Below are 23,903 nucleotides of genomic sequence, written 5' to 3' on the forward strand. Positions count from 1 at the left end.
TGCGGGCGGGAGAGCCACGGTGAGGTTGCTGCACACCTCCGACTGGCATCTGGGGCGGTCCTTCCACCGGGTCGGGCTGCTCGACGCCCAGGCGGCGTTCATCGACCACCTGGTGGCGACGGTGCGGGCGGAGCGCGTCGACGCCGTCCTCGTCGCCGGCGACGTCTACGACCGGGCGCTGCCGTCGCTGCCCGCCGTCGAGCTCTTCGACGACGTGCTGCACCGGCTCGCCGACCTCGGCGTGCCCACGGTGATGATCTCCGGCAACCACGACTCGGCCCGCCGGCTCGGCGTGGCCTCCGGGCTCATCGACCGCGCCGGGATCCACCTGCGGACCGACCCGGCCGGGTGCGCGACGCCGGTCGTGCTCGCCGACGCGCACGGGCCGGTCGCCCTGTACGGGCTGCCCTACCTCGAACCCGCCCTGGTGCGGGAGGAGTTCACCCTCGACCGGGCCGGGCACACCGAAGTGCTGAGCGCCGCCATGGCGCGGGTCCGCGCCGACCTGGCCGCACGCCCCGCGGGCACCCGCTCGGTCGTGCTGGCGCACGCCTTCGTCGCGGGCGGCGCGCCCAGCGACAGCGAGCGGGACATCACCGTCGGCGGCGTGGCGGCCGTGCCCGCGGGCGTCTTCGACGGTGTCGACTACGTGGCCCTCGGCCACCTCCACGGCTGCCAGACGATCACCGACCGCGTCCGCTACTCCGGCTCCCCGCTGGCGTACTCCTTCTCCGAGGCCGACCACCGCAAGAGCATGTGGCTGGTCGACCTCGGCGCCGACGGCTCCGTGGCCGCCGAGCGGGTCGACTGCCCCGTGCCCCGGCCGCTCGCCCGGATCCGCGGCCGCATCGAGGAACTTCTGGAGGACCCGGCGCACGAACGGCACGAGGACTCCTGGGTCGAGGCCACCCTCACCGACCCGCACCGCCCGCACGAGCCCATGGCCCGCCTGCGCAAACGCTTCCCGCACGCCCTCGCGCTGGCCTTCGAGCCCGAGCGTACGGACGCCGACCCCCACGCCTCGTACGCGCAGCGCCTGCGCGGCCGCTCCGACCGGCAGATCGCCGAGGATTTCGTGGCCCACGTCCGCGGCACCGGGCCCGACACCGCGGAGCGGGGCGTCCTGCGGGACGCGTTCGACGCGGTCCGTAGCGATGCCGTACGGGCGGAGACCGACTGATGCGCCTGCACCGTCCGGCCTTCACGGCCCTCGGGTCGTTCGCCGTCAGCCGCGCGGCCGGCGCGCGGTGGGGCGATCGGCCGTGCGGCGATCATGCCGCCGTCGTGCCCGGCCCCACCGTGGGCGGTGGGCGGGCGGCGGGTGCCCGGCGCCGCGTGCGGCCGGGCACCGGGCCCGACACCGCGGAGCGGGGCGTCCTGCGGGACGCGTTCGACGCGGTCCGTAGCGATGCCGTACGGGCGGAGACCGACTGATGCGCCTGCACCGTCTGACCCTGACCGCCTTCGGGCCGTTCGCCGGCAGCCACACCGTGGACTTCGACGAGCTGTCCTCGGCCGGGCTGTTCCTGCTGCACGGTGCGACCGGCGCCGGCAAGACCTCCGTGCTCGACGGGGTGTGCTTCGCCCTGTACGGCGGGGTCCCCGGCAGCCGGCAGGGCAACCGGCTGCGCAGCGACCACGCCGAGGAGGACACGCTCACCGAGGTCGTGCTCGACCTGACCGTGGGCGGACGGCGGCTGGAGATCACCCGGCGCCCCGAGCAGCCGCGCCCCAAGAAGCGTGGCACCGGCTTCACGATGGAGAAGGCCGTCACCCTGCTGCGCGAGCACACGGCGGGGGAGTGGCGGGCGCTCAGCAAGTCCCACCAGGAGGCCGGCGAGGAGCTGAAGCAGCTCATCGGCATGAGCCGGGAGCAGTTCTGCCAGGTCGTGCTGCTGCCCCAGGGCGAGTTCGCGACCTTCCTGCGGGCCACCGCCACCGACCGGGCCGCCCTGCTCGGCAAGCTCTTCGACACCGGCCGCTTCAAGGCCGTCGAGGAGTGGCTGCGGGCCCGGCGGCGGGCCGCCGAGCAGCGGGTCGCCGCCGGGGACGACGAACTGCAGCGGCTCGCCGAGCGCATGGGCCAAGCGGCCGGTGACGACCCGGAGGCCCTGGTCGGGCCGCTGCCGGAGGGTGTCGCGGCCGGTGACCCGGAACTGGCCCCGCACATCCTGCGCTGGGCGGCCGTGCTGGCCGTCACCGCACACGAACGCGTCGACGTCGCCGACCTCGCCGTGACCGCCGCCGAGGGCGCGCACGAGCAGGCTCAGCGCGAGGCCGAAGCGGTACGCGAACTCGCCGTCCGGCAGCGCCGGCACGCCGCGGCCGAGCGCCGCGCCCGCGACATGGCCGGCGAGCGCGAGACCCGCGCCCGCGAACAGCGGCTGCTGGAGACGGCGGAGCGGGCCGCGACCGTGGTGCCCGCCCTGGAACTGCGCGAGCGGGCCGCCGCCCGGCAGGCCCGTGCGGCCGTCGAGGAGCGCACCGCCCGCGCGGGCCTGCCCGCCGAGCAGTACGAGGCGGGCGCCGAACAGCTCGCGGAGCACGAGAACCGGCTCCGCGAGGAGCTGGGCGGCCTCGCCGACGCCGGCCGGGCCGAGCAGCGCGCCGCCGAACTGGCCCACGACCGCGGGCGCGTGGAGCGCGAGGCCGCCGAGGACGAGCGGCTGATCGCCGACACGGCCGCCTGGCTGGACGGCTGGGAGGCCGCGCGCCTCGGCCACGAACGCGCCGTCGACACCGCCCAGTCCGCCGCCACCCGCGCCGCCGAGCTCTCCGGCGTCCTCGACCGGGCCCGCCGCCGCCTCGACGCCGCCCGCGAACGCGACACCCACGCCACCGCGCTGCTCGCCGCGCAGGACCGGCTGCGCGCCGCACGCGACGCCGCCGCCGACGCCCGCGACCACTGGCAGGACGTGCGCGAGGCCCGCATCAACGGCATCGCCGCCGAACTGGCCGCGCAGCTCAGCCCCGGTGAGGGCTGCCTTGTCTGCGGCGCCACCGAGCACCCGCACCCCGCCCGCCCCACCGGCCGCCAGGTGGGCCGCGCCGACGAGGAGGCCGCGCAGGAGGCCCAGCAGCGGGCCGCCGCCACCCGGGACACCGCGCAGGATCAGGTCGTACGCCTCACCGCGGCCCACGATGCGGCCCTCGCCGCCGCGGGACCGGAGCCGCAGCCCGAACTCGCCGCCGCGCACGCCGCGTTGGAGGAGGAGCACCGGTCCGCCGTGCGGGCCGCCGCGCGAGCCCCCGAGGCGCGCCAGGCGCTCGACCGGGCCCTGGCGGAGCACGCCCGCCGCTCCGCGGACCGCAACGAGGCCGAGAACCGGCTCGCCTCCCTCACCACCCGCCGGGAGCTCCTCGACCAGGAGGACGCCGAGCTCACCGCCCGGCTGGCGCGGGCCCGCGGGCCGTACGCCACCGTCGCCGAGCGCCGCGCCCGGCTCGCGGCGGACGCCGAGCGCGCCGCCACCGCGGCCGGGGCCGCCCGCGCCGGGCAGGACTCCGCCCGCGCGCTGAAGGAGGCGGACTCCGACCTGGCCGACGCCGCCTACAAGGCCGGTTTCCCCACGCCCGAGGCGGCGGCCGACGCCGTACAGCCGGAGACGGAACTGCGGCGGCTGCGGCAACGGGCGGAGGAGTGGCGCCGCGAGGAGGCCGCGGTCACCGCCGAACTCACCGCCCTGGACCTGGCCGAGGCCGCCGCGCTGCCGCCGGCCGACCCCGACGCGGCCCGGCGGGCCGTCGAGACCGCCACCGTACGGCTGCGCGGGGCCGCCGCCCGCCAGTCCGCCGCGCACACCACCCGCGACGCCCTCGACCGGCTGCGGGCCGAGGCGCTGCGCCGTACCAGGGCGCTCGCCCCGGCCCGCGAGGAGTACGCGCGGCTGCGACGCCTGGCGGACCTGGCCACCGGCGCCGGGGAGAACACGCTGCGCATGGAGCTGGAGACCTATGTGCTCGCCGCCCGGCTGGAACAGGTCGCGGCCGCGGCCAGCGTCCGGCTGCACCGGATGTCCGCCGGGCGCTACACCCTCGTTCACACCGACGCCCGTGCCTCACGCAACGTCAAGTCGGGCCTGGGACTGATGGTCGTGGACGCCTGGACGGGCACCGAGCGCGACACCGCCACGCTCTCCGGCGGCGAGACCTTCTTCGCCTCCCTCGCCCTCGCCCTCGGTCTCGCGGACGTCGTCACGGACGAGTCGGGCGGCGCCCGCCTCGACACGCTCTTCGTCGACGAGGGCTTCGGCAGCCTCGACGAGCAGACCCTGGACGAGGTGCTGGACGTCCTCGACGGCCTGCGCGAACGGGACCGCGCCGTCGGCATCGTCAGTCACGTGGCCGAGCTCCGGCAGCGCGTCCCCGCCCAGTTGCAGGTGGTCAAGGGGCAGCGGGGGTCAGCCCTGCGCCACCGCACGGCGGGCGAGCGGTGACGAGTAGACGACGCTCGTCGTCACCGAGCCCAGGCCCGAGACGCGGCCGGTGATCTCCTCCAGGTGACGCATCGAGCGGGCGGTGACCTTCATGATGAAGCAGTCGTCGCCCGTCACATGGTGGGCCTCCAGGATCTCCGGGGTCGACTCCAGCAGATCGTGGAACGGCTTGTAGTTGCCGTGCGGGTAGCGCAGCCGGACGAACGCCATGATCGGGCGGCCGATCCGCTCCAGGTCCACGACGGCCGTGTACGCCGTGATCACCCCCGCCTCCTCCAGCCGCCGGACCCGCTCGGTCACCGCGCTCGGTGACATCGACACGGCACGCGCCAGTTCGGCGTAGCTGGCCCGGCCGTCGTGCTGCAGGGCGTCCAGGATGCGCCAGTCGGTGGCGTCGAGGGAATCCACGGTCATGCCCCCTGGGTACCAGTGATTTCCCCGGCCGGGCAAGACGGACGCCGGGGAACGACCCTTCAGGCCGGCGTCGGCGGCTCGTAGATTTGCCGCCATGACGACACAGACCGCTGCCCCCGCCTCCGCCCCGGCAGACAACCCCGTGCTGCGCGTCCCGCCCGCCGCTCCGGCCGACGCCGCCGCGTACTTCGCCGCGAGCCTCGCCCTTCACGCCGACGTGTCCGACGTCGCGGCCGCCCTCGCCACGGCGGCGGAGAGCGGCACCGGACCCGGCTTCGTCGTCGTCGACTCCCGTTCCACCCAGGCCTGGGAGCAGGGCCACGTCCCGGGCGCCGTCCACCTGCCCACCGCGGACGTCCCCCGGCTCGCCGCGGCCTTCCTCGACCGCGACGTGCCCGTCGTCGTGTACTGCTGGGGGCCCGGCTGCAACGGCGCCACCCGCGCCGCGCACGCCCTGGCGAGCCTCGGCTACCGGGTCAAGGAGATGCTCGGCGGCATGGAGTACTGGATCCGTGAGGGCTTCGCCCACGAGACGGCCGACGGCACCTCGCGGCGCCCGGCCGATCCGCTGACCGCGCCCGTGGGCGGCGACGACTGCGGCTGCTGAGGCCGCCGCGCGGCGGCCTCAGCGGACGACGGAGACGGCCGGGCGCAGGAACCGGCGGTCCCGCGGCCCCCACCCGGCGAGCGGCGCCGCGGCCCGCAGGACGACGTCCAGCGCGGCGTCGGCGTCGCAGGCGTAGTGCCCGCTCGCCCAGGCCGCGTTGGCCTCGACCACCGCCCAGCCGTCAGCGGTCCTGCCGACGTCGACCACGACCGCGCCGGGCAGTTCCGGCACGCCGGGTGCGAACAGCCGTCGGGCGAAGTCCCGGACCTCGCCGGCCGCCGGGTCGCCGTCCAGGGGCGCCACGTCCAGGTCACCGCGGGCCGCGTAGCGGCTGCCCGTGACGACCTCGCCGTCCAGCAGGAACAGCCGGTACTCGACGGCGAACGCCACGATGTCGCTCACCAGCACGGGAGCGTCGTCGTCCACCGCGTCCGGACCGGGCAGGCCGCTGCCGTCGGGGTACACACGGGCCGGGAAGCTCTTGTCGTTCGGCGGCTTCACGAAGGCGGGCCGGCGCAGCCCGCGGGCCTCCGCCAGGGTGGTGAACTCGACCCGCCGCCCCACGAGTTCGCACGGCAGCCGGGCCAGCCAGTCCTCGTCGGCCTCCAGCAGCCCCAGGCCCAGGTCCGCCGCCACCGCGTCCGCGAAGAGCGGCCCCGCGTACAGCGACGGGCCCACGGCGTCGAGCGCGTCCTGCGGCACCCGCCACGTGGGGAGGGTACGCGTCGCCATGCCGCGCCGGTGGGCGGCCGCGGCGAGCGCGTGGCCGGTGGCGGTCACGCGCGGCGAGAGGAAGAGGGTCCGGGACGGGTGCACGGTGTTCACGGTCACCGATGGTGGCGCACCCGGCGGGTGACGCGAGCGCGCATTACGCCGTCACACCACCCCGGCCGGCCGCAGCTCGTACGCCCACTGGGCGTCCCGGTCCGCGACCCGCCCGAAACCGGCCCGCTCCAGCACCCGTTGCGAGGCGCGGTTGCCCGGATCCGTGGTCGCCAGCACGGTGCGCACCTCGGCACGGCTCAGCGCCCACCGGGACAGCACCAGCACGGCGTCCGTCGCCCAGCCCACGCCGCGCGCGGACTCCGACAGGTCGTAGCCGATCTCCACCAGGCCGTCGACGGCGGAGGGCGGACCGTGGAAGCCGATGCCGCCGAGCGCGAGGCCGTCGTCGGTCCGCTGGATCACGAACAGCCCCCACCCCGGGGCGTACACCGCGGCGGCCGCCGCGATCGTCAACATCCCGGCCGCGATGATCGTGCCCTCGCCCGGCCCGCCGTCGATCCACTCCAGCCCGGCCGGCTTGCCGTCGGCCAGCTGCGCCGCTTCCTCCGGCAGTTGCTCCCTCAGCACCACCCGCCCGTGCGTCAGCACCAGGCGGCCGTCTTCCCGCGCAGCATTCGGAATCATCCGCGTGACACCCCCATGCACCTCACCCTATCCACCCCGCCGCTCCCCGCGGGCGGGTCCCCGCGCCGGGGCGGGCATCGGAGGAAGGCACCGGGCGGCGACGTGCCCCGCGGGAAATCCGCGGGCTTCCGGCGGTCCGGCGTGGCACGATCGGTGCCGCTCAGGGGAGGGATGCGCATGGGGCTCGACTACACCTACGAGATCGTCCTGCCGGCCAGGAACGTCGCCGCCGCGCTGGCGGAGCTGGTGACGCTGGCGCCGCCGGCCTCGCATGTGCCGCCGCTGACGGTCACCCTGCCCGGCGGGGAAGGCATCGTCGTCCCGTTCACCTCCCACTTCCGGAGTGAGCCGGTGGACTGCTCCAGGAGCGACACGCTGAAGCTCGACACCTCGATCATGTTCGGGGTGGACGACGCCGTACGCGCGTTCCTGGAGACCCGCGACCCCGAGCCCGACGCGCTCGGGAGGGTCCCGATCGGCTACGTCTATCTGACGGTCCGGTTCGCGCCCGCGCTCCACCCCCACTACGCGACGCTGGAGTTCACGGCGGCGACCACCGGGATGAGCCTGATGTTCGAGCGGTCCGCGAGCGTCAGATCGGTGTTCACCGGCCTCACGGCCGCAGCCGGCGGAGTGTGCTGCCTGCTCGACACCGAGACCGGCGTCCACCGCATGGACTGGCTGAACGGCCGGCCGGTCCGGGAGACCGTCCCCGGCCCCCGCTTCGCCGACTACCCGGCGCTCGTGGCGGCCTGGCCCGACCCGGAGCGGTGAAGCGGCGGTGTCCGTCGTCCCCCCGGGCGGGTCCCGGAGGGACGAGGGACGACACGGCCTAGAGCTTCGAGAGCTCGTCGACGAGGTCGTCCAGGCCCAGGGAGCCCTGCGACAGCGCGGCCATGTGCCAGGCCTTGGGGTCGAAGGAGTCGCCGTGGGCCTTGCGGGCGGCCTCGCGCCCGGCGAGCCAGGCGCGCTCGCCCAGCTTGTAGCCGATGGCCTGCCCCGGCATGCCGAGGTAGCGGATGATCTCGCTGTCGAGCATGGCGTCGCTGAGCCCGTTGAAGCGCCCGAAGAACTCACGCCCCAGCTCCGGCGTCCAGGTCTCGCCCGGGCGGTACGGGCTGTCCCGCGGGATCTCCAGCTCCAGGTGCATGCCGATGTCCAGGATGACGCGGGTGGCCCGCAGCATCTGCGCGTTGAGGTAGCCCAGCCGGCGCCCCGCGTCCGTCAGGAAGCCGAGTTCGTCCATGAGGCGCTCGGCGTACAGGGCCCAGCCCTCCGCGTTGGCGCTGACCTGGCCGAGGGTGGCCTGGTAGCGGCTGAGCCGGTCCGCGACGTACACCCACTGCGCGAGCTGCAGGTGGTGGCCGGGGACGCCCTCGTGGTACCAGGTGCTGACCAGGTCCCAGACGGGGAACCGCTCGCGGCCCAGGGTGGGCAGCCAGGTGCGGCCCGGGCGGGAGAAGTCCAGGGAGGGGGCCGTGTAGTACGGCGCGGCGGCGCTGCCGGGCGGGGCGATGCGGGACTCGACGTGCTTGACGGGCTCGGCCAGGTCGAAGTGGGTGCCGTCGAGCGCGGCCATGGCCTCGTCCATCAGGCCCTGCAGCCAGTCGCGGACCGCGTCGACGCCGTCGACGGCCTCGCCGGCCTCGTCCAGGTGGGCCAGCGCCTCCAGCGGGGTGGAGCCGGGCAGCACCTTCTCCGCCTCGACGCGCATCTCGGCGTCGAGGCGCCGGAATTCCTCCCAGCCCCAGGCGTACGCCTCGTCCAGGTCGAGGTCGGAGCCGGTCCAGTAGCGGGCCCAGCGGGCGTACCGCTCGCGGCCGACGGCGTCCGGGGTGCCCTCGACGGCGGGGGCGTAGGTGTCGCGCAGCCAGTCGCGCAGGCCTGCGACGGCGGCGGCGGCGTCGGCGGCACCGCCGTCGAGCTCGGACCGCAGGGCCTGCGGGCCCTCCTTCACGAACTGCGCGAACCAGCTCGCTCCTGCGTCCTCGCCCAGCCACTCACCGAGCTGCTCGATGACCGTGGTGACCTGGCGCGGCCCGGCCGGCAGCTTGCGGGCGACGCCCTCCTCCAGGGAGGCCCGGTAGCCCGCCAGGGCCTCCGGGACCGCGCGCAGCCGGGCGGCGACGGCGGCCCAGTCCTCGTCCGTCCCGGTCGGCATCAGCATGAAGACGCCGCGCACCGCGTGGACGGGGGAGTGCAGGTTGCTCACGGCCCGCAGGCCCTCACCCGCCTCGTGCACGGCCAGCTCGGCGGTGAGCCGCTCGCGCAGCAGCCGGGCGCAGCGGCGCTCGTCGTCGTCCGTCGCCTCGGCCACGTCGACGTCGGCCAGGGTGCGGCGGGCGAGCCCGGCCTGGGCCTCCAGGCCGGCGGGGCTGAAGTCGGGGAGCCGGTCCTGACCGGTCCGCACCCCCAGGTACGTGGCGGTGATGGGGTCGAGTTCGGTGACCGCGTCGACGTACGCGTCGGCGATCTGGCGGGGCAGCGCGCTGCCGGTGGTGTCGGGCATGGTCACATCCTGGTACGGAGCGGCCTGCTCCGTCATCACCATTGACGATCATATTCCTGACGTGGGCGGGAGCAGCGGGCCGCAGTCCCAGTGCTGGAAGATCAACCGGGTCTCCACGCGCGCGACTTCGGGCCGCGAGGTGAACTCGTCGACGACCAGCCGCTGGAGGTCGCCGGTGCTCGCCACGGCCACGTGGACGAGGTAGTCGTCGGGCCCGGTGAGGTGGAACAGCGCCCGGGACTCGGGCAGTGCCCGCACCCGTTCCACGAACGGGCCGATCAGCTCCCGGCGGTGCGGCCGCACCTGCACCGCCAGCAGTGCCTCCAGCGGCCGCCCGAGCCGGGCCGGGTCGACCCGCAGCTCATGGCCGAGGATCACCCCGGTGCGGCGCAGCCGGCCGACCCGGTCCAGGCAGGTGGACGGGGCCACGCCCACGGCCGCGGCGAGGTCCTTGTACGTCGTCCGTGCGTCGTTCTGCAGGAGCCGCAGAATCTCGAGGTCGACCGGATCCAGAAGCACAGAATCGGACATCGGCCGAAGTTAACACGGGCTCTCCCCGCTACGGACCGGTAGCTGTTCAGCATCGGGCCATGGACACGACAGCATCGGCGCCCACCCGCGCCCTCGCCACCGAGGCCGTGCACGCCGGCCGCGAAGACCTCGCGGACCTCGGCCTGCACGCCGTTCCCCTGGACCTGTCCACCACCTACCCCTCGCGGGACAGCCGCGCCGAGGCCGCCCGGCTGGACGACTTCGCCGTGACCGGTGCCGCGCTGACCGGCCCGCCGGTCTACTCCCGGCTCGACAACCCCACCGTCGCCCGCTTCGAGGCGGCGCTGGCCCGGCTGGAGGGCGCCGAGGCCGCGGTGGCCTTCGCCAGCGGCATGGCCGCCCTCACCGCCACCCTGCTGGCCCGTGCCTCCATGGGGCTGCGCCACGTGGTGGCCGTCCGCCCGCTGTACGGCTGCAGCGACCACCTCCTGACCGGGGGCCTGATCGGCACCGAGGTGACCTGGACCGACCCGGCTGGGGGTACCCCCGACGCAGTCAGGGGGAGGATCGCCGACGCCATCCGCCCCGACACCGGCCTGGTGATCGTGGAGACCCCCGCCAACCCGACGCTGGCCGAGGTCGACCTGCGGGCCGTCGCCCACTCCTGCGGCGAGGTGCCGCTGCTGGTCGACAACACCTTCGCCACGCCCGTCCTGCAGCGCCCGCTGGAGAGCGGCGCCAGGATCGTGCTGCACAGCGCCACCAAGTACCTGGGCGGCCACGGCGACGTCCTGGGCGGGGTCATCGCCTGTGACGAGGAGTTCGCCCGCGTGCTGCGCAAGGTGCGCTTCGCCACCGGCGGGGTGCTGCACCCCCTGGCGGGCTACCTGCTGCTGCGCGGGCTGTCCACGCTGCCGGTCCGGGTGAAGGCCGCCTCGGCGACGGCGGCCGCGCTGGCCGAGCGGCTGGCCGCCGACCCGCGGGTGGCGAAGGTGCACTACCCGCGGATCGGCGGCGCCATGGTCGCGTTCGAGGTCCAGGGCGACCCGCACGAGGTGATCGCCGGGGTCCGGCTGATCACCCCGGCGGTCAGCCTCGGGAGCGTCGACACCCTCATCCAGCACCCGGCCTCGATCAGCCACCGCATCGTCGACGAGGGCGACCGCCACAGCTCGGGGGTCAGCGACCGGCTGCTGCGGCTGTCCGTCGGCCTGGAGGACGTCGAGGACCTGTGGGAGGACCTCGACATCGCGCTCAGCGCAGCGACACGCTCGCGCCGGCCGGTGACAGCGTCGCGGTGATGACCAGCGTGCCGTCCTCGACCTGGTAGTCCAGCGGCAGACCCAGGCGGCGCATCGTCGCGACCATCCCGGTGTTGGTCGCCCGGGTCACCGCGTACACGCTCCCGCACCCCGCGTCGACGGCCTGGGCGACCAGGCGGCGCAGCAGCTCGAGGCCGATGCCGCGGCGCTGCCAGGCGTCCTCGACCAGCAGGGCGACCTCGGTCTCGTCGCCGTCCCACAGCAGGTGGCCGAGGGCGACGAGCCGGCCGGAGACGGTCTGCACGGCGAGCGTCTGCCCGAAGCGGGGGCTGAGCAGGTGGGTCAGATAGCGGTCCACGTCCGCGACGGGGCCGTGGTAACGGCGCGTCAGGGTCCTGGCGGAGCAGCGCTCGTGGAGCTCGCGGGCGGCCTCGAGGTCCTCGGGGCCCGCCCGGCGGACGGTGATCTCGTTGCCCTCGGGCAGGGTGAGCACCGCCCGGTCCTCCGGGACCCTGGTGCCCAGGTGCGCGTCGAGCTCGACGAGCGCGCGGGCGCGGGCGAACTCGGTCGGGGTGAACGGGAGGTAGGCGCGTTCCACGGTGATGGTGCCTCCGGCCGGATCGCGCAGCCGCATGATGGTGCCCTCCAGGGTGTCCTCGGTGTCCTCGGCGGGATCGGGGCCGGCCGTACCGGGCGGGGTGGACCTTATCGTGCAGCGGCCGAACAACTGGCGTAGTGCCAGGGGTAGTTCGGCGGCGTCCATGGCGGTGCGGGTGGCGAGGTTCAGCACCCGGGTCGGGGTGTCGACCAGGTCGTGGGCGTCGGCCCGCTCGATCCAGGTGTCGCGCCCGCCCCCGCCGCCCACGGCCCGCGTCAGGTCGCCCGGGGCGAGTGCGGCCGGGGCGCGGACCAGGAACTCGTCCACGGTGCCCTCGGCCAGCGGGTGCGTCTGGAGCGTGAGGATGTCCACGCCCCGCCCGGCCAGCGCCGTGCAGAGGGCGGCCAGGCTGCCCGGCGTGTCGCGCACGGTGGTGCGCACCCGCCACAACGTGGTCTGCGGGTCGGGTCCGGTGGCGGCGGAGCTTTCCCCCGGCTCCGTCGTACGGCTCCCGCTGTGGCTCCCGGCTGTCGGCGGTGAATGACCGTGATGGCGTGCCCACCATGTGTGGAACCCGGCCGTGGCGACGAGCGCGGCGGCCGACAGGCACAACAGGGCCGGGCCGTCGGGGGCGTGCCCGACGAGATTGGCGATGAGGTCGGCGGTGGCCACGGCCACGAAGAGCGCGGCGAGTTCGATGACGTCGCGGCGCCAGTGGTGCCGCCGGCCCGCGAAGGCGGCGGGGGCGGTCGTGGCGGAAGTCAGTTCTCGCATGCAAACACCATGCCGAACTCGTGTTGCGTGATCACGAACGCGTTGTGACCGACGGGTAAAGGGTGTCCCATGTCGGTTAACTCCCCCTTTCAACAGTTCCGTCCTGCGACAATCGGCGTAGGCATCGGCCGTAGCGCCGCGCGATGCCACGCTGAGTGACGCGTCCCAGGGGGCCCAGTAGACGCACGTACCACGCCCCCGGTCCACTGAAGGCCGTGACATCCAGCCACACGGACCCGTCCGGCGCGAGGCTCACCACGAACGCCTCCTCCCCGCGTTCCGGGTGGCCGGGGAGCGTCCCGTAGGCGAACCCCACGCGCTCCGGGCCGCGTTCCGCCCACACCACCTCGCACGGCGCGCGCAGGGGGCCGATCCGCAGGGGCACGCGCACCCCCGGTGCCGCGTCCGGGGTGCCGGCGGGCACCCGCAGTCCGGTCGCCCGGTGCATCCGCCACCCCATCAGCGCCCGCCCGGCCGCGGCCAGCACCTGGGGGCCCTCGCCGAGCCGGATCCGCTCGTGCAGGTGGTGGAACCCCGGCGGCGTGGGCCCGCCGGTCCGCGTCATCCCGACCTGCTCATAGGTGAAACCACCCGTCACGGCGCCGTCCTCCCCGTCCGTCAGCCCGCGGAGCACCCTCCCCGGTCGCTCCACGAGGTCTCGAAATCGCCGTATTGACGATTTGCACATGCTAAGCCCCCGGGACGCCGCCCGCATCCGCAGATCCCGGCAGCCCGTAGGCGAACCGGACCGCCGCCGTGCCCCCGCCTCCACGGCGCGTCCCCCGCGGCCTCCTCCGGGCGGCACCGGTCCGGGACGTGACTCACGCGGTGCCGCTCCCGGCTACCCGGCGGCCCGCCGGTAGGTGCAGACGTTGACGCCCTTGTCGCTGGTGACCGTGGAGACCAGTGCGAAGGTGCGCAGTCCGCCGTCCTCGGGGAAGACCGACTTGCCGCCGCCGAGGAGCACGGGCATGACCATGAGGCGGAGTTCGTCGACCAGGTCCTCGCTCAGCAGGGTGCGTGCCAGCGTCGGGCTGCCCATGACGACGACGTCGCCGCCGGGGGCCTCCCGCAGTTCCTTGATCCGGGCGACGGCTTCCCCGCCGGGGATGCGGGTGGTGTTGTGCCAGGTCAGCTCGGAGTCGCCGAGCGTGCCGGACACGACGTACTTCGGGAGCGCGTTCATCCGGTCCGCGAAGGGGTCACCGGCCCGCTCGGGCCACGCGCCGGCCATCGCCGCCCAGGTGCGGCGCCCGTACAGCAGCGCGTCGGCCTTGCCCACCGCCTCGTCGAAGGCGCCGCCCACGACCTCCGGGTCGAAGAAGGGGTGCGTCCAACCGCCGTTGGCGAAGCCGCCGTCGGTGTCCTCGTCCGGTCCGCCCGGCGCCTGCACCACGCCGTCGAGGCTGATGAACTCGGTGATCACGATGCGCATGGGACTCGCTCCTCGTCTTCGTCGTCGCTCGCTGCGGTCACGGCAAGGGAGACCGTCGCACTGCCCCGAAATCATCGCGCCCAGGAGGCGAGGCGAGGTGACCTGGACCACATCCCTGCGGATCGAGACGGAATCCGACCGCCGCCGACCGACTGTGATCGCCAGGACCTGTTCCCGCAGTATTTCTGCCCGGACGTCGCAACGGAGGAGGCACGGGTACTGGCCGCCGTCCAGGGACCCAGCGACGTGGCCCGCTTCGGCTTCGTGTCGGGACCGCCGGCCTGGCGCGAGCACCCGTGCCACTACGTCGTCGCGGAGGACGACCAGATCATCCCGCCGGACCTGGAACGCTTCGTGGCCGAGCGCATGGGGGCCGCGACGGTATCGGTGCCCGGCGCCGGCCATCTGGTCATGGTCTCCCAGCCGCGGGCCGTGGCGGACGTGATCCTGGCGGCCGCCCGCTGAGCACCGGACGCCCGGCGGCGCGCTCGCACCGCCGGGCGCCGGCCCGTCGCGGCCCCCGCTGCCGTCCGAGGCTACTGGCCGACCAGACCCGCCCGGAGCACCTTCGTGAACAGCACCGAGCCGTCCTGCTCGCGCAGCCGCACCGTCATGTCCCCGGAGTGGCCGTCGATGTCGACCTGCCCGAAGAACTGGTAGCCCTCGGCGGGCGAGACGTTCGAAGCCGTCGGGGCCTTCACGAAGACCCGCTCCGGGCCGAAGGTGCCGTCCAGCGCGCTCGCCGGGAAGGCACCCGCGTTCAGCGGACCGGAGACGAACTCCCAGAACGGCTCGAAGTCCGTGAACGCCGCGCGCGAGGGCTGGTAGTGCTGCGCCGAGGTGTGGTGGACGTCGGCGGTCAGCCACACCGTGCCCGTGATCCTGCGGTGCTTGACGAACCGCAGCAGTTCGGCGATCTGCAGCTCGCGGCCGAGCGGCGCGCCGGGGTCGCCCTGCGCGACGGCCTCGATGTTCGGCCGGCCCTCCGTGGTGTCGGGCACCACCAGCCCGAGCGGCATGTCGGCGGCGATCACCTTCCACACCGCCCGCGACCGCGACAGCTCCCGCTTCAGCCACTCCAACTGCTCACGGCCGAGGATGCCTTGCGGGTCGTGGGCCTGGTCGTCGGGGGAGTTGGCGTTGCGGTACGTGCGCATGTCGAGGACGAAGACGTCCAGCAGGGGACCCTGCCGCAGCACCCGGTACACCCGGCCGGCGCCGTCCGGCCGCAGCGAGGAGAGGGGGAAGTACTCGGCGAACGCCCGCCGCGCCCGGGCCGCGAGGACGTCCACGCTCTTCTCGGTGTAGCGCGGGTCCGAGGCGGCGATCACCTCGCCGGGGTACCAGTTGTTGCGGACCTCGTGGTCGTCCCACTGGATGACCGACGGCACTCGGGCGTTGAAGCGCCGCAGGTTCTCGTCGAGCAGGTTGTAGCGGAAGTTGCCGCGGAACTCGGCCAGCGTCTCGGCGACCTTGGACTTCTCCGCCGTGGTGACGTTGCGGTATGCGCTGCCGTCGGGGAGGGCCTGGGTCGCCGCGATGGGGCCGTCGGCGTAGATGTTGTCACCGCTGCACAGGAAGAAGTCCGGGTCCACCGCGCCCATCGCGTCGAAGATGCGGTAGCCGCCGATGTCGGGGTTGATGCCCCAGCCCTGCCCGGCCAGGTCGCCCGACCACACGAAGCGCACCCCGCCGTGCCGTCCGTCCGGCGCCGTGCGGAAGGTGCCCGTGACCGGCGCGCCGGTGCGGCGGGGGTCGTCGGGGTCGGCCAGCAGCACCCGGTAGTGGACCTGCTCGCCGGACGGCAGGCCGTGCAGCCGGGTCACCCCGGTGAAGTCGGTGCCGGGGCCGACCACCGGGCCGTGGAAGCGCCGGGTGTGCCGGAACGACTCGGTCGCCGAGGTCTCCACCACCATCCGCGCCGGCCGGTCCGCGCGCACCCACACCAGGCCGCCCGACGCGGTCACGTCGCCGGTCTGCACCCCCGACGTCGCCGCCGGCCTCCCCGGCAGGGCCAGTGCGGGCGCGGCCCCCGCGGGCACCAGCAGCGCCCCGGAGGCCGCCAGCCCGCCCCTCAGCACCGACCGCCGCCCGACCGTGCTCCCGGATCCGTCCGCCATCCTGACCTCCCACGTCGCAGCCGCGTACGCCGGAATGCGTCCGCCCCACGTTCCTACGCGCGCCGCGTGCCGTCGATCCGAACGCCCAGTGAACAACCACCCCGCGCCGTACGGCGGCGCCCACCCCCTCCGCGCGCCCCCACGTGAGCCCCGTGCGACGAAACCCCCTGGTAACCACGGGCTCCGCCGCCATACGATGTCCCGAATCCGGCGGCCGCGATCACCCGATCGCCCTACCCGCGCCCCGTCATCCCTCCCCGGGAATGCACCGGCGCTTCCATGATGACTGCAGATCAGACACCGCACGCCTTCCAGGTCGACCTGCGCGGCCTGGTGGACCTCCTCTCCCACCACCTCTACTCCAGCCCCAAGGTCTACCTGCGCGAACTGCTGCAGAACGGCGTCGACGCGATCACCGCCCGCCGGGCCGAACAGCCCGACGCCCCCGCCAGGGTGCACCTGCACGCCGAGGGCGGCCGGCTGCGCGTGACGGACACCGGCGTCGGCCTCACCGAGTCCGACGTGCACGACCTGCTCGCCACCATCGGCCGCAGCTCCAAGCGCGACGGGCTGGAGAGCGCCCGCTCGGAGTTCCTCGGCCAGTTCGGCATCGGGCTGCTCGCCTGCTTCGTCGTCGCAGCGGAGATCCGCGTCGTCAGCCGGTCCGCCCGTACCCCGGACGCCCCGCCCGTCGAGTGGACCGCCCGTGACGACGGCTCGTACACCGTCCGCACGCTGCCGCGGCAGGACCACCCCGAGCCCGGTACGACCGTCCACCTGACCGCCCGGCCGGGCGCCGCGGAGTGGCTGGCCGAGGAGCGCGTGCTCGCCCTCGCCAAGGACTTCGGGTCCCTGCTGCCGTACGACGTGCGGGTCGGCGACACGCCCGTCACCGAGCGTCCGCCGGTCTGGGAGCGCCCGCACCCCGGGCAGGCGGCCCGCCGGGTCGCGCTCGCCCGGCACTGCCACGAGCAGTTCGGCTTCACCCCGCTCGACGTCATCGACCTCGACGTCCCCCTCGCGGGCGTGCGCGGCGTCGGCTACGTCCTGCCCGCCGCGGTCAGCCCCGCCCAGCGCGCCGGGCACCGCGTCCACCTCAAGGGCATGCTGCTCACCGACCGGGCCGACGAACTCCTGCCGGAGTGGGCCTTCTTCGTCCGCTGCGTGATCGACACCGACAGCCTGCGCCCCACCGCGTCCCGGGAGAGCCTGTACGCCGACGAGACGCTCGCCGCCGTCCGCGAGGCCCTCGGCGAACGCATCCGCGGCTGGCTGACCGAACTTGCCGCGGGCGACCGGGAACGGCTCGCCCAGTTCCTCGCCGTCCACCACCTCGGCGTCAAGTCGCTCGCCCGGCACGACGCCGGGATGCTCCGCACGATGCTGCCGTGGCTGCCGTTCGAGACCACCGACGGGCAGCTGTCGCTCGAGGAGTTCGCCCGCCGCCACCCCGTCGTCCACTTCACCCGCACCGTCGAGGAGTACCGGCAGGTCGCCGCGATCGCCTCCGCGCAGGGCATCGGCGTCGTCAACGGCGGCTACACCTACGACGCCGACCTGGTCGAGCTGCTGCCGACCGTGCGTCCGGGCACCGCCGTCGCCGAACTCGACGCGGACACCGTGACCGCGCACCTCGACCCCGTCGACCCGGCCGAGGAACTCGCGCTGTCCGGCTTCCTCGCCGCGGCCCGCGCCCGGCTCGACCCGCTCGGCTGCGACGTGTCGCTGCGCACCTTCCACCCCGTCACCGTCCCCGCCCTGCACCTGGACGACCGGGCCGCCCGCCACGAACGCGCCCGCGCCGAGGAGGAGGAGCAGGCCGACGAGCTGTGGGCGGGCATCCTCGGCTCCCTGCGCGGCGGCGCCCCGCGCGCCCGGCTCGTCCTGAACCACCTCAACCCGCTGGTCCGGCGGATCAGCGGGTTCACCGACCACGAACTCGTCGGCACCGCCGCCGAGGCGCTGTACGGCCAGGCCCTGCTGATGGCCCAGCGCCCGCTGCGCCCCGCCGACTCCGCGCTCCTCAACCGCGCCTTCCTCGGCCTGCTGCAGTGGGCGGCGCAGACCGCGGACAGCCCCGCGGGCAAGCCCGCCGACGCCGAACAGGAGGACGGCCGATGAGCACCCAGGACCCGGCGGTCGAGACCGTACGCCGCGCCCTGCACCACAACCGGGAGGAGCCCGAGGGCCGCGCCCGCAACGCCGGCGCGGAGCGGCTCGTCGCCGAGGCCGAGGCCACCGGGGACACCCAGCTGCTCCTCGAGGCCCTGTTCAACCTCGCCAACGCCTATGCGTACAGCAGCGAGAAGGACAAGTTCTTCGTGCCCTTCGCCCGTCTGCTGCGCATGTGGGACGAGCGGCCCGGCGACTTCGACGGCGCGAACACCCACCACCTGCACTGGATCTTCAAGTGGGTGGCCAACGGCATGCTCGACCAGCCCGACGTCCCGCTCGCCTCCATCGAGAAGTGGCACCGCGAGATGGAGCACCGCTACCGCCTCGCCGGTCACTCCGAACGTGCCGTCCGCCAGGGCGAGTTCCGCATCGCCCGGCACCTCGGTGACACCGCCCGCGCCGAGGCCGCCCATGCCGCCTGGCTCGCCGCCGACCGCGACGGCATGGCCGACTGCCACGCCTGCGAACTCCACGGCCAGGGCAGCTGGCAGGTGGAACGCGGCCGTGACGACGAGGCGCTGAGCGCCTGGGAGCCGGTCCTGACGGGGCAGTACACCTGCGCCCACGAACCGCACAACGTGCTGGCGTCCTCGCTGCTGCCGCTGGTCCGGCTCGGCCGGCTCGACGAGGCACGCGCCCACCACCTGCGCGGCCACCGCCTGGTGCGCTCCATGGAGAGCATGCGCGGCGCGGTCTCCTCCCACGTCGAGTTCTGCGCCCTGACCGGCAACGAGGCACGGGCCCTGGAGATCCTCGCCGAGCACCCCGCGTACTTCACCGACACCGGCGACCCCGACACGCTCATGGACCACCTGGTCGTCACCGCGGTCCTGATGCGCCGCCTGCTCGCCCTCGGCCACGCCGACGGCGGCGTCCCCGGCCCGGCCGGCACCGAGTGGACCGCCCGCACGCTGCTCGCCCACGCCGAGCGCGAGGCCGCCGCCGTCGCCGCGCGCTTCGACGCCCGCAACGGCAACGACGCCGTCAGCCGCCGCATGCGCGAGCGCCTCGGCGCCGAGCCCCTCGTGGAGCGGCTCCCGCTGGGCGTCCGGGCCCGGCAGCGCCTGACCGCGCCCGCCCGTCCGCAGCCCGCACCGGCCGCCGGAGCGGCCGCCGTGCCCGCGGGCGCGGCGGACGTCCCCGCACTGCTCGCCGATGCCCGCAGGCTCAGCGCCGCCCAGCACCCCGACGCGGGCGCCGCATGGGCCGCCGCGGGCTGTGCCGCGGACAGCACCGGCACCGCCCTGGACGACCTGGCCCGCGCCGAGATCGCCGACCACGCCGGCATCGACGCCTTCGCCGACCCCGGCAGCGCCGTACCGCTCTTCGACACCGCCGCCGGCCTGTTCGAGGCGGCCGGCAAGCCCGGCGAAGCCGCGGCCTGCCGTGCCCGCGCCGCCTACGCGGTGGCCGTCGCGGAACAAAGTGCCCGGGCCCTGACCGCGCTCGACGCGGCCGTCGACGCACTGCGCGAGCTGCACGGCACCGGCCGGGCCACCGCCCGCCAGCTCACCGGGGCCTGGCTGGCCCGGTTCCACCTCCGGCCGCCCGGCGCCGAGGGCGAGGCGGAACTGCTGCGGATCATCGCCTTCGCGCAGGAGCACCGCGACGAGGACCGGATGGCCGGACGGCTCGCCGACGCGATCGCGCTGCACGCCCGCCACACCGCCGCGCGCGGCGACGTCGCGACCTCCGCCGAGCTCTTCGCGCGGGCCGCCCGCCTCCACCACGAGGCCGGAACCCCGTGGCACGCCGCCGAACCCGAGGCGCTCCTCGCCGACCTCTCCCTCCAGCGGGACGACCACACCACCGCGGAGCGGTCCGCCCGCGCCGCGCTGGAGGACGGCGCCGCGGCCCTGGGCCCCGTGCACCGGGCCCACCTGCACACCGTGCTCGCCGCCGCGCTCGCCGCCCGCGGAGCCGACGCCGAGGCCGCCGACCACGCCCTGGAGGGCGCCCACTGGGCCGACGAGGGCGACATGTCCGAGGAGCTCGGCGCCTGGGCACGGCTCGTGCTCGGCGGGGCGCTGCTGCGCCAGGACAGGTCCGCCGAGGCCGCCACCGTCCTGGAGACCGCCCTGCCCGACCTGGTGCGCGCCCACCACGACGGGCGCGTCGTCCAGGCCCGCTGGTGGCTGGGGGACGCGCTGCGCGACCTGGACGAGCCGCGCGCCGCCGCCGAGCAGTTCCTGCTCGCCGCGGGGATCGCGCAGGGCTGGGAGGAGCAGCAGGACCACGCCGTCCTCGCGAACCTCGCCGCGGACTCCCTGGAACGGGCCGGCCTGGCCGGCGAGGCCGGCGAGGCGTACACCCGCGCCGGTGAGCTCTGGCGTGCCCTGGAGCGTCCCGTCCCCCTCGTCCGCTCGCTGCGTGCCCGGGCCTGGCTCGCCCTCCACGACGGCCAGGGCGGTCTCGGCGTGGGCCGCTCGGTGATGGCCGAGGCCGTCGCGGTGGCCGAGGAGGCGCTGGCCGCGGCGACGGCGGCCGGTGACGGGGACGCCGCGGCGCACCTGCGCGCCGAACTGGCGGGGACCCACCGGCAGACCGGCGAACTGGTCGTCCGCTCCTGCCCCGGCGAGCCCGGCGAGGACGACACGGACGGCTCGGCGCGCGCCGCGTACGAGGAGGGCCTGGCCTGCGCGGAACGCGCGATCGCGGTCTTCGAACCGGGTCCCGCGCGCAGCGCGGCCCAGCTGATGGCCGCCTGGCTCGAGGCCGATCTGGGACGGCACACCGCGGCCGCGGAGCGGGCCCGGGCCGTGATCGCCCTGTACGGGGGCGAGGACGGCGGTCAGGAGGACGAGGTCGCCGAGCAGCGGCGGGCCGAGGCGCGCTCCGTCCTCGAATACGTCGGCGAGCGGTCCGCCGGACCCGAGGAGGCGCAGGGCGGGCAAGCGCAGGGCGGGCAGGCACCGGCCGGGCAGGCGTAGGCCCGGCCGCCGGCACGGTCCCGACCGAGAAGGAGCAGGCCGCGGAGGGTTAGTCTGAATGGTGGCTTTTGCCGTTTCCCGGCACGCGAGGAGGCCACCGTGACAGCCGAAGCCCTCCAGTCCGATTTCGCACCGGCCGACGGCCGCTACCTGCCGATCGCCGCCCACGGGCTCATCGGCGACCTGCGCAGCGCCGCGCTCGTCGGCACGAACGGCACCATCGACTGGTACTGCTCCGGGCGCTTCGACGCCCCCAGCGTCTTCGCCTCGATCCTCGACGCCGACCGGGGCGGCAGCTTCGAGCTGGCCGCGGACGTGCCCGCGCGCACCAAGCAGTTCTACTTCCCCGACACCAACGTGCTGATCACCCGGTTCTTCGCCGAGGACGGCATGGGCGAGGTGCAGGACTTCATGCCGGTGGTCGACGACTCCCACGAGGCCGACCGGCACCGCCTGATCCGCCGCGTGGTCTGCGTGCGGGGCGTGCTGCCGTTCCGGATGCGGGTGGCCCCGCGGTTCGAGTACGGCAGCGTGCCGCACACCGTCCACATGAACGGGATGCAGGCGCTCTTCGCCACCCCGGCCCAGACCCTCGCCCTCACCTGCTCGGTGCCGCTGGAGAACGACGGCCGGGACGTGTGGGCCCAGTTCAAGCTCTCCGAGGGCGAGACCGCCGTCTTCGCCCTGGACCAGGTCGGCGACGGTGTCGGCCCCCGCGGCTGCCCGCTGACCGAGGCGGAGGACCAGTTCGAGAAGACCGTGCGCTACTGGCGCCACTGGCTCTCCCAGTCGAAGTACCGCGGACGCTGGCGCGAGATGGTGCACCGGTCCGCGCTGACCCTGAAGCTGCTCACCTACGCGCCGACCGGCGCCATCATCGCCGCGCCCACCACCAGCCTCCCCGAGCGCATCGGCGGGGAGCGCAACTGGGACTACCGCTACGTCTGGATCCGCGACGCGGCCTTCTGCGTCTACGCGCTGCTCCGGCTGGGCTTCACCGACGAGGCCGAGGCCTTCATGAACTTCCTGTCGGACCGCATCTGCATGGGGGGACCCCGCTGCACCGCCGGCCCGCTGCAGATCATGTACGGCATCGACGGCCGCTCCGAGCTGCCCGAACGGGAGCTGGACCACCTGGAGGGGTACGCGGGTTCCGCGCCGGTCCGGGTGGGCAACAACGCCGTCCATCAACTCCAGCTGGACATCTACGGCGAGCTCATCGACTCCCTCTACCTGTACGACAAGTGGGGCAAGCCGATCTCCAGCAGCCACTGGGACACCGTCTGCGAACTCGTGGACTGGGTCTGCGACAACTGGGACCAGCCCGACGAGGGCATCTGGGAGACCCGCGGCGGCCGCAAGAACTTCCTGTACTCCCGTGTGATGTGCTGGGTGGCGATCGAGCGCGGCATCCGCATGGCGAACCACCGCGGCCTGCCCGCCAACCGGGAGCGCTGGTACGGCGCCCGCGACGCCATCTACCGGCGGATCATGAGGAACGGCTGGTCGCAGGCGCGCGGCGCGTTCACCCAGAGCGAGGGCGAGGACGTGCTGGACGCGTCGGTGCTGATGATGCCGCTGTCCAAGTTCATCTCGCCGACCGACCCCAAGTGGCTCTCGACGCTCGACGCCCTCGGCAAGGACCTGGTCTCCGACTCCCTGGTCTACCGCTACGACCCCCTGTCGAGCCCGGACGGCCTCCCCGGCGACGAGGGCACCTTCTCCATCTGCTCCTTCTGGTACGTCGAGGCCCTCACCCGCGCCGGGCGCGAGGACGAGGCGCGCCTGGCCTTCGAGAAGATGCTCACGTATGGCAACCACCTCGGCCTGTACGCCGAGGAGATCGACCGCGCCGGCGAACTGCGCGGCAACTTCCCGCAGGCCTTCACTCACCTGGCCCTGATCAGTGCCGCCTTCAACCTGGACCGGGCGCTGGGCTAGGCCCGTTCCGTTCCGTGCCGGACCCACACGTTGGGCTCCACGTACACGGCGTGGTCGTGCGCGGTGTCGCAGTGCACGGGCACCAGGGCGCCGGGCACCTCGACGGCGCCGTCGCGGTCGAAGGGGAGCCCCGTCCAGCGCCGCCACTGGGCCAGCGTCCCGCTGACCGTCATGGAGGCCGGCGCGACCTTCACGACGACGCCGCCCGCCCTGACGTGCACCCGCAGCCAGGGGTCCTCGGGGAGCCCGTCCTCGCGCAGCAGGCCGACGTAGTCGGTCATGGGGAGCCGCGGACGCAGGTGCTTGGCCGTGGGTCGGACCGGGGCGAGCAGCGCGTCGTGGTCCAGGTCGCGCGCGGTGTCGCGCAGCGCGGCCACCATGCGGTGCGACAGGCCGCGTCCCAGGTACCCGGTGTCGATGGTGATCTCCAGCGCGCTGACGGCCGTCGCCGGGCTCCCGTCGCGCAGGTCGGTGTACGCCCACACCAGGACGCGGTCCCAGCCCTGGTCGGGCGTTTCCTCGCGGCCCTCGCGGGAGGCGTCGAAGGGGACGGCGAACCCGCGCGCCACGACGCGGTCGCCGTCGGTGGCGACGACGCAGTACCGCGGGAAGTCCTCGGCCACCCGGTGCAACAGGGCCCCGGCGACCGGGTCCTGGGGGACGAAGGCCGGCCAGTTCTCGGTGATCTCCCAGAGCCGGGGGGCCAGGGCGGGGCGCTCGGCGAGCGGGGTGATGCGGAGGGTGCCGGTGTCGTTCACGAGGCCGCACCCTGCCAGACGCGTCACCGCCGCGGCATCCCG

20 protein-coding genes are annotated in these 23,903 nt (G+C 74.8%); 10 read left to right on the top strand and 10 right to left on the bottom strand.

All coding sequences use genetic code 11. The features are described 5' to 3' along the window. Positions 1–19: 19 nt before the first annotated feature. The 3 genes from OG937_36420 to OG937_36430 are packed head-to-tail and all read left to right on the top strand — an operon-like array spanning position 20 to position 4,436. Positions 20–1,180: an exonuclease SbcCD subunit D gene (locus OG937_36420; protein ID WUD76794.1), complete on the top strand. Its 1,161-nt coding sequence runs from the start codon at positions 20–22 to the stop codon at positions 1,178–1,180. Then, on the top strand, positions 1,180–1,434 hold the full coding sequence (locus OG937_36425) for a hypothetical protein (protein WUD76795.1): 255 nt from the start codon (positions 1,180–1,182) through the stop codon (positions 1,432–1,434). Before OG937_36420 ends, OG937_36425 begins: the two co-directional genes overlap by 1 nt. Then, positions 1,434–4,436 (top strand): SMC family ATPase, encoded by a 3,003-nt coding sequence (locus OG937_36430; protein WUD76796.1) that lies wholly within the window; start codon positions 1,434–1,436, stop codon positions 4,434–4,436. The genes OG937_36425 and OG937_36430 overlap by 1 nt, the downstream gene beginning before the upstream one ends. Here OG937_36430 and OG937_36435 read toward each other — a convergent pair. Continuing rightward, positions 4,401–4,850: an Lrp/AsnC family transcriptional regulator gene (locus OG937_36435; GenBank protein ID WUD76797.1), complete on the bottom strand. Its 450-nt coding sequence runs from the start codon at positions 4,848–4,850 to the stop codon at positions 4,401–4,403. The genes OG937_36430 and OG937_36435 overlap by 36 nt on opposite strands. Positions 4,851–4,944: 94 nt before the next feature. Between OG937_36435 and OG937_36440 the strand changes: the two genes are divergently transcribed. Beyond that, a complete protein-coding gene (locus OG937_36440) occupies positions 4,945–5,457 on the top strand; it encodes a rhodanese-like domain-containing protein (protein WUD76798.1) in 513 nt (170 codons plus the stop codon). An 18-nt stretch (positions 5,458–5,475) separates the two neighbouring features. On the opposite strand, the gene OG937_36445 is transcribed toward OG937_36440, so the two are convergent. Both OG937_36445 and OG937_36450 read right to left on the bottom strand, forming a co-directional pair. Further along, positions 5,476–6,282: an ATP-grasp domain-containing protein gene (locus tag OG937_36445; GenBank protein WUD76799.1), complete on the bottom strand. Its 807-nt coding sequence runs from the start codon at positions 6,280–6,282 to the stop codon at positions 5,476–5,478. Between the two features lie 51 nt (positions 6,283–6,333). After that, the gene (locus tag OG937_36450) at positions 6,334–6,867 is read right to left on the bottom strand and encodes a GNAT family N-acetyltransferase (GenBank protein ID WUD76800.1); all 534 of its coding nucleotides are present in this window, start codon (positions 6,865–6,867) and stop codon (positions 6,334–6,336) included. Between the two features lie 177 nt (positions 6,868–7,044). On the opposite strand from OG937_36450, the gene OG937_36455 reads away from it, so the two are divergent. Further along, positions 7,045–7,641 (top strand): hypothetical protein, encoded by a 597-nt coding sequence (locus tag OG937_36455; protein WUD76801.1) that lies wholly within the window; start codon positions 7,045–7,047, stop codon positions 7,639–7,641. A gap of 58 nt (positions 7,642–7,699) precedes the next feature. Here OG937_36455 and OG937_36460 read toward each other — a convergent pair whose 3' ends face one another. After that, positions 7,700–9,376, bottom strand: a complete 1,677-nt coding sequence (locus OG937_36460; protein ID WUD76802.1) for a DUF885 domain-containing protein — start codon at positions 9,374–9,376, stop codon at positions 7,700–7,702. A 48-nt stretch (positions 9,377–9,424) separates the two neighbouring features. After that, the gene (locus tag OG937_36465; protein WUD76803.1) at positions 9,425–9,907 is read right to left on the bottom strand and encodes an Lrp/AsnC family transcriptional regulator; all 483 of its coding nucleotides are present in this window, start codon (positions 9,905–9,907) and stop codon (positions 9,425–9,427) included. Between the two features lie 59 nt (positions 9,908–9,966). On the opposite strand from OG937_36465, the gene OG937_36470 reads away from it, so the two are divergent. Further along, complete coding sequence (locus tag OG937_36470) at positions 9,967–11,169, top strand: PLP-dependent transferase (protein WUD76804.1); 1,203 nt, start codon at positions 9,967–9,969, stop codon at positions 11,167–11,169. On the opposite strand, the gene OG937_36475 is transcribed toward OG937_36470, so the two are convergent. The 3 genes from OG937_36475 to OG937_36485 all read right to left on the bottom strand — a co-directional run bounded on the left by OG937_36475 (position 11,123) and on the right by OG937_36485 (position 13,937). Further along, positions 11,123–12,502 (bottom strand): GNAT family N-acetyltransferase, encoded by a 1,380-nt coding sequence (locus OG937_36475; protein WUD76805.1) that lies wholly within the window; start codon positions 12,500–12,502, stop codon positions 11,123–11,125. The two genes, OG937_36470 and OG937_36475, sit on opposite strands and share 47 nt — an antisense overlap. Positions 12,503–12,578: 76 nt before the next feature. Next, complete coding sequence (locus tag OG937_36480) at positions 12,579–13,136, bottom strand: DUF1990 domain-containing protein (GenBank protein WUD79002.1); 558 nt, start codon at positions 13,134–13,136, stop codon at positions 12,579–12,581. Between the two features lie 207 nt (positions 13,137–13,343). Further along, on the bottom strand, positions 13,344–13,937 hold the full coding sequence (locus tag OG937_36485) for a dihydrofolate reductase family protein (GenBank protein ID WUD76806.1): 594 nt from the start codon (positions 13,935–13,937) through the stop codon (positions 13,344–13,346). Between OG937_36485 and OG937_36490 the strand changes: the two genes are divergently transcribed. Then, positions 13,830–14,402 carry an alpha/beta hydrolase gene (locus OG937_36490; protein ID WUD76807.1) on the top strand — a complete coding sequence of 191 codons (573 nt, stop codon included), beginning with the start codon at positions 13,830–13,832 and terminating at the stop codon, positions 14,400–14,402. The two genes, OG937_36485 and OG937_36490, sit on opposite strands and share 108 nt — an antisense overlap. A 71-nt stretch (positions 14,403–14,473) precedes the next feature. On the opposite strand, the gene OG937_36495 is transcribed toward OG937_36490, so the two are convergent. Further along, positions 14,474–16,057, bottom strand: a complete 1,584-nt coding sequence (locus OG937_36495; protein ID WUD76808.1) for an alkaline phosphatase D family protein — start codon at positions 16,055–16,057, stop codon at positions 14,474–14,476. A gap of 282 nt (positions 16,058–16,339) precedes the next feature. On the opposite strand from OG937_36495, the gene OG937_36500 reads away from it, so the two are divergent. From OG937_36500 to OG937_36510, 3 genes are all read left to right on the top strand, one after another. Then, positions 16,340–18,178 (top strand): HSP90 family protein, encoded by a 1,839-nt coding sequence (locus OG937_36500; protein ID WUD79003.1) that lies wholly within the window; start codon positions 16,340–16,342, stop codon positions 18,176–18,178. After that, the gene (locus tag OG937_36505; GenBank protein WUD76809.1) at positions 18,175–21,162 is read left to right on the top strand and encodes a tetratricopeptide repeat protein; all 2,988 of its coding nucleotides are present in this window, start codon (positions 18,175–18,177) and stop codon (positions 21,160–21,162) included. The genes OG937_36500 and OG937_36505 overlap by 4 nt, the downstream gene beginning before the upstream one ends. A 99-nt stretch (positions 21,163–21,261) precedes the next feature. Further along, complete coding sequence (locus OG937_36510) at positions 21,262–23,103, top strand: glycoside hydrolase family 15 protein (GenBank protein ID WUD76810.1); 1,842 nt, start codon at positions 21,262–21,264, stop codon at positions 23,101–23,103. Here OG937_36510 and OG937_36515 read toward each other — a convergent pair. Further along, positions 23,100–23,861 carry an N-acetyltransferase gene (locus OG937_36515; GenBank protein ID WUD76811.1) on the bottom strand — a complete coding sequence of 254 codons (762 nt, stop codon included), beginning with the start codon at positions 23,859–23,861 and terminating at the stop codon, positions 23,100–23,102. The two genes, OG937_36510 and OG937_36515, sit on opposite strands and share 4 nt — an antisense overlap. Positions 23,862–23,903 lie beyond the last annotated feature (42 nt).

This window comes from Streptomyces sp. NBC_00510, from assembly GCA_036013505.1.
Taxonomy (GTDB): domain Bacteria; phylum Actinomycetota; class Actinomycetes; order Streptomycetales; family Streptomycetaceae; genus Actinacidiphila.

What these genes read in the sequence shown, in the direction of transcription:
- OG937_36425 (WUD76795.1), top strand. Translation starts at nt 1,180, where the DNA reads ATGCGCCTGCACCGTCCGGCCTTCACGGCCCTCGGGTCGTTCGCCGTC.
- OG937_36430 (WUD76796.1), top strand. Translation starts at nt 1,434, where the DNA reads ATGCGCCTGCACCGTCTGACCCTGACCGCCTTCGGGCCGTTCGCCGGC.
- OG937_36435 (WUD76797.1), bottom strand. Translation starts at nt 4,850, where the DNA reads ATGACCGTGGATTCCCTCGACGCCACCGACTGGCGCATCCTGGACGCC.
- OG937_36440 (WUD76798.1), top strand. Translation starts at nt 4,945, where the DNA reads ATGACGACACAGACCGCTGCCCCCGCCTCCGCCCCGGCAGACAACCCC.
- OG937_36450 (WUD76800.1), bottom strand. Translation starts at nt 6,867, where the DNA reads ATGATTCCGAATGCTGCGCGGGAAGACGGCCGCCTGGTGCTGACGCAC.
- OG937_36455 (WUD76801.1), top strand. Translation starts at nt 7,045, where the DNA reads ATGGGGCTCGACTACACCTACGAGATCGTCCTGCCGGCCAGGAACGTC.
- OG937_36460 (WUD76802.1), bottom strand. Translation starts at nt 9,376, where the DNA reads ATGCCCGACACCACCGGCAGCGCGCTGCCCCGCCAGATCGCCGACGCG.
- OG937_36465 (WUD76803.1), bottom strand. Translation starts at nt 9,907, where the DNA reads ATGTCCGATTCTGTGCTTCTGGATCCGGTCGACCTCGAGATTCTGCGG.
- OG937_36470 (WUD76804.1), top strand. Translation starts at nt 9,967, where the DNA reads ATGGACACGACAGCATCGGCGCCCACCCGCGCCCTCGCCACCGAGGCC.
- OG937_36475 (WUD76805.1), bottom strand. Translation starts at nt 12,502, where the DNA reads ATGCGAGAACTGACTTCCGCCACGACCGCCCCCGCCGCCTTCGCGGGC.
- OG937_36485 (WUD76806.1), bottom strand. Translation starts at nt 13,937, where the DNA reads ATGCGCATCGTGATCACCGAGTTCATCAGCCTCGACGGCGTGGTGCAG.
- OG937_36495 (WUD76808.1), bottom strand. Translation starts at nt 16,057, where the DNA reads ATGGCGGACGGATCCGGGAGCACGGTCGGGCGGCGGTCGGTGCTGAGG.
- OG937_36500 (WUD79003.1), top strand. Translation starts at nt 16,340, where the DNA reads ATGACTGCAGATCAGACACCGCACGCCTTCCAGGTCGACCTGCGCGGC.
- OG937_36505 (WUD76809.1), top strand. Translation starts at nt 18,175, where the DNA reads ATGAGCACCCAGGACCCGGCGGTCGAGACCGTACGCCGCGCCCTGCAC.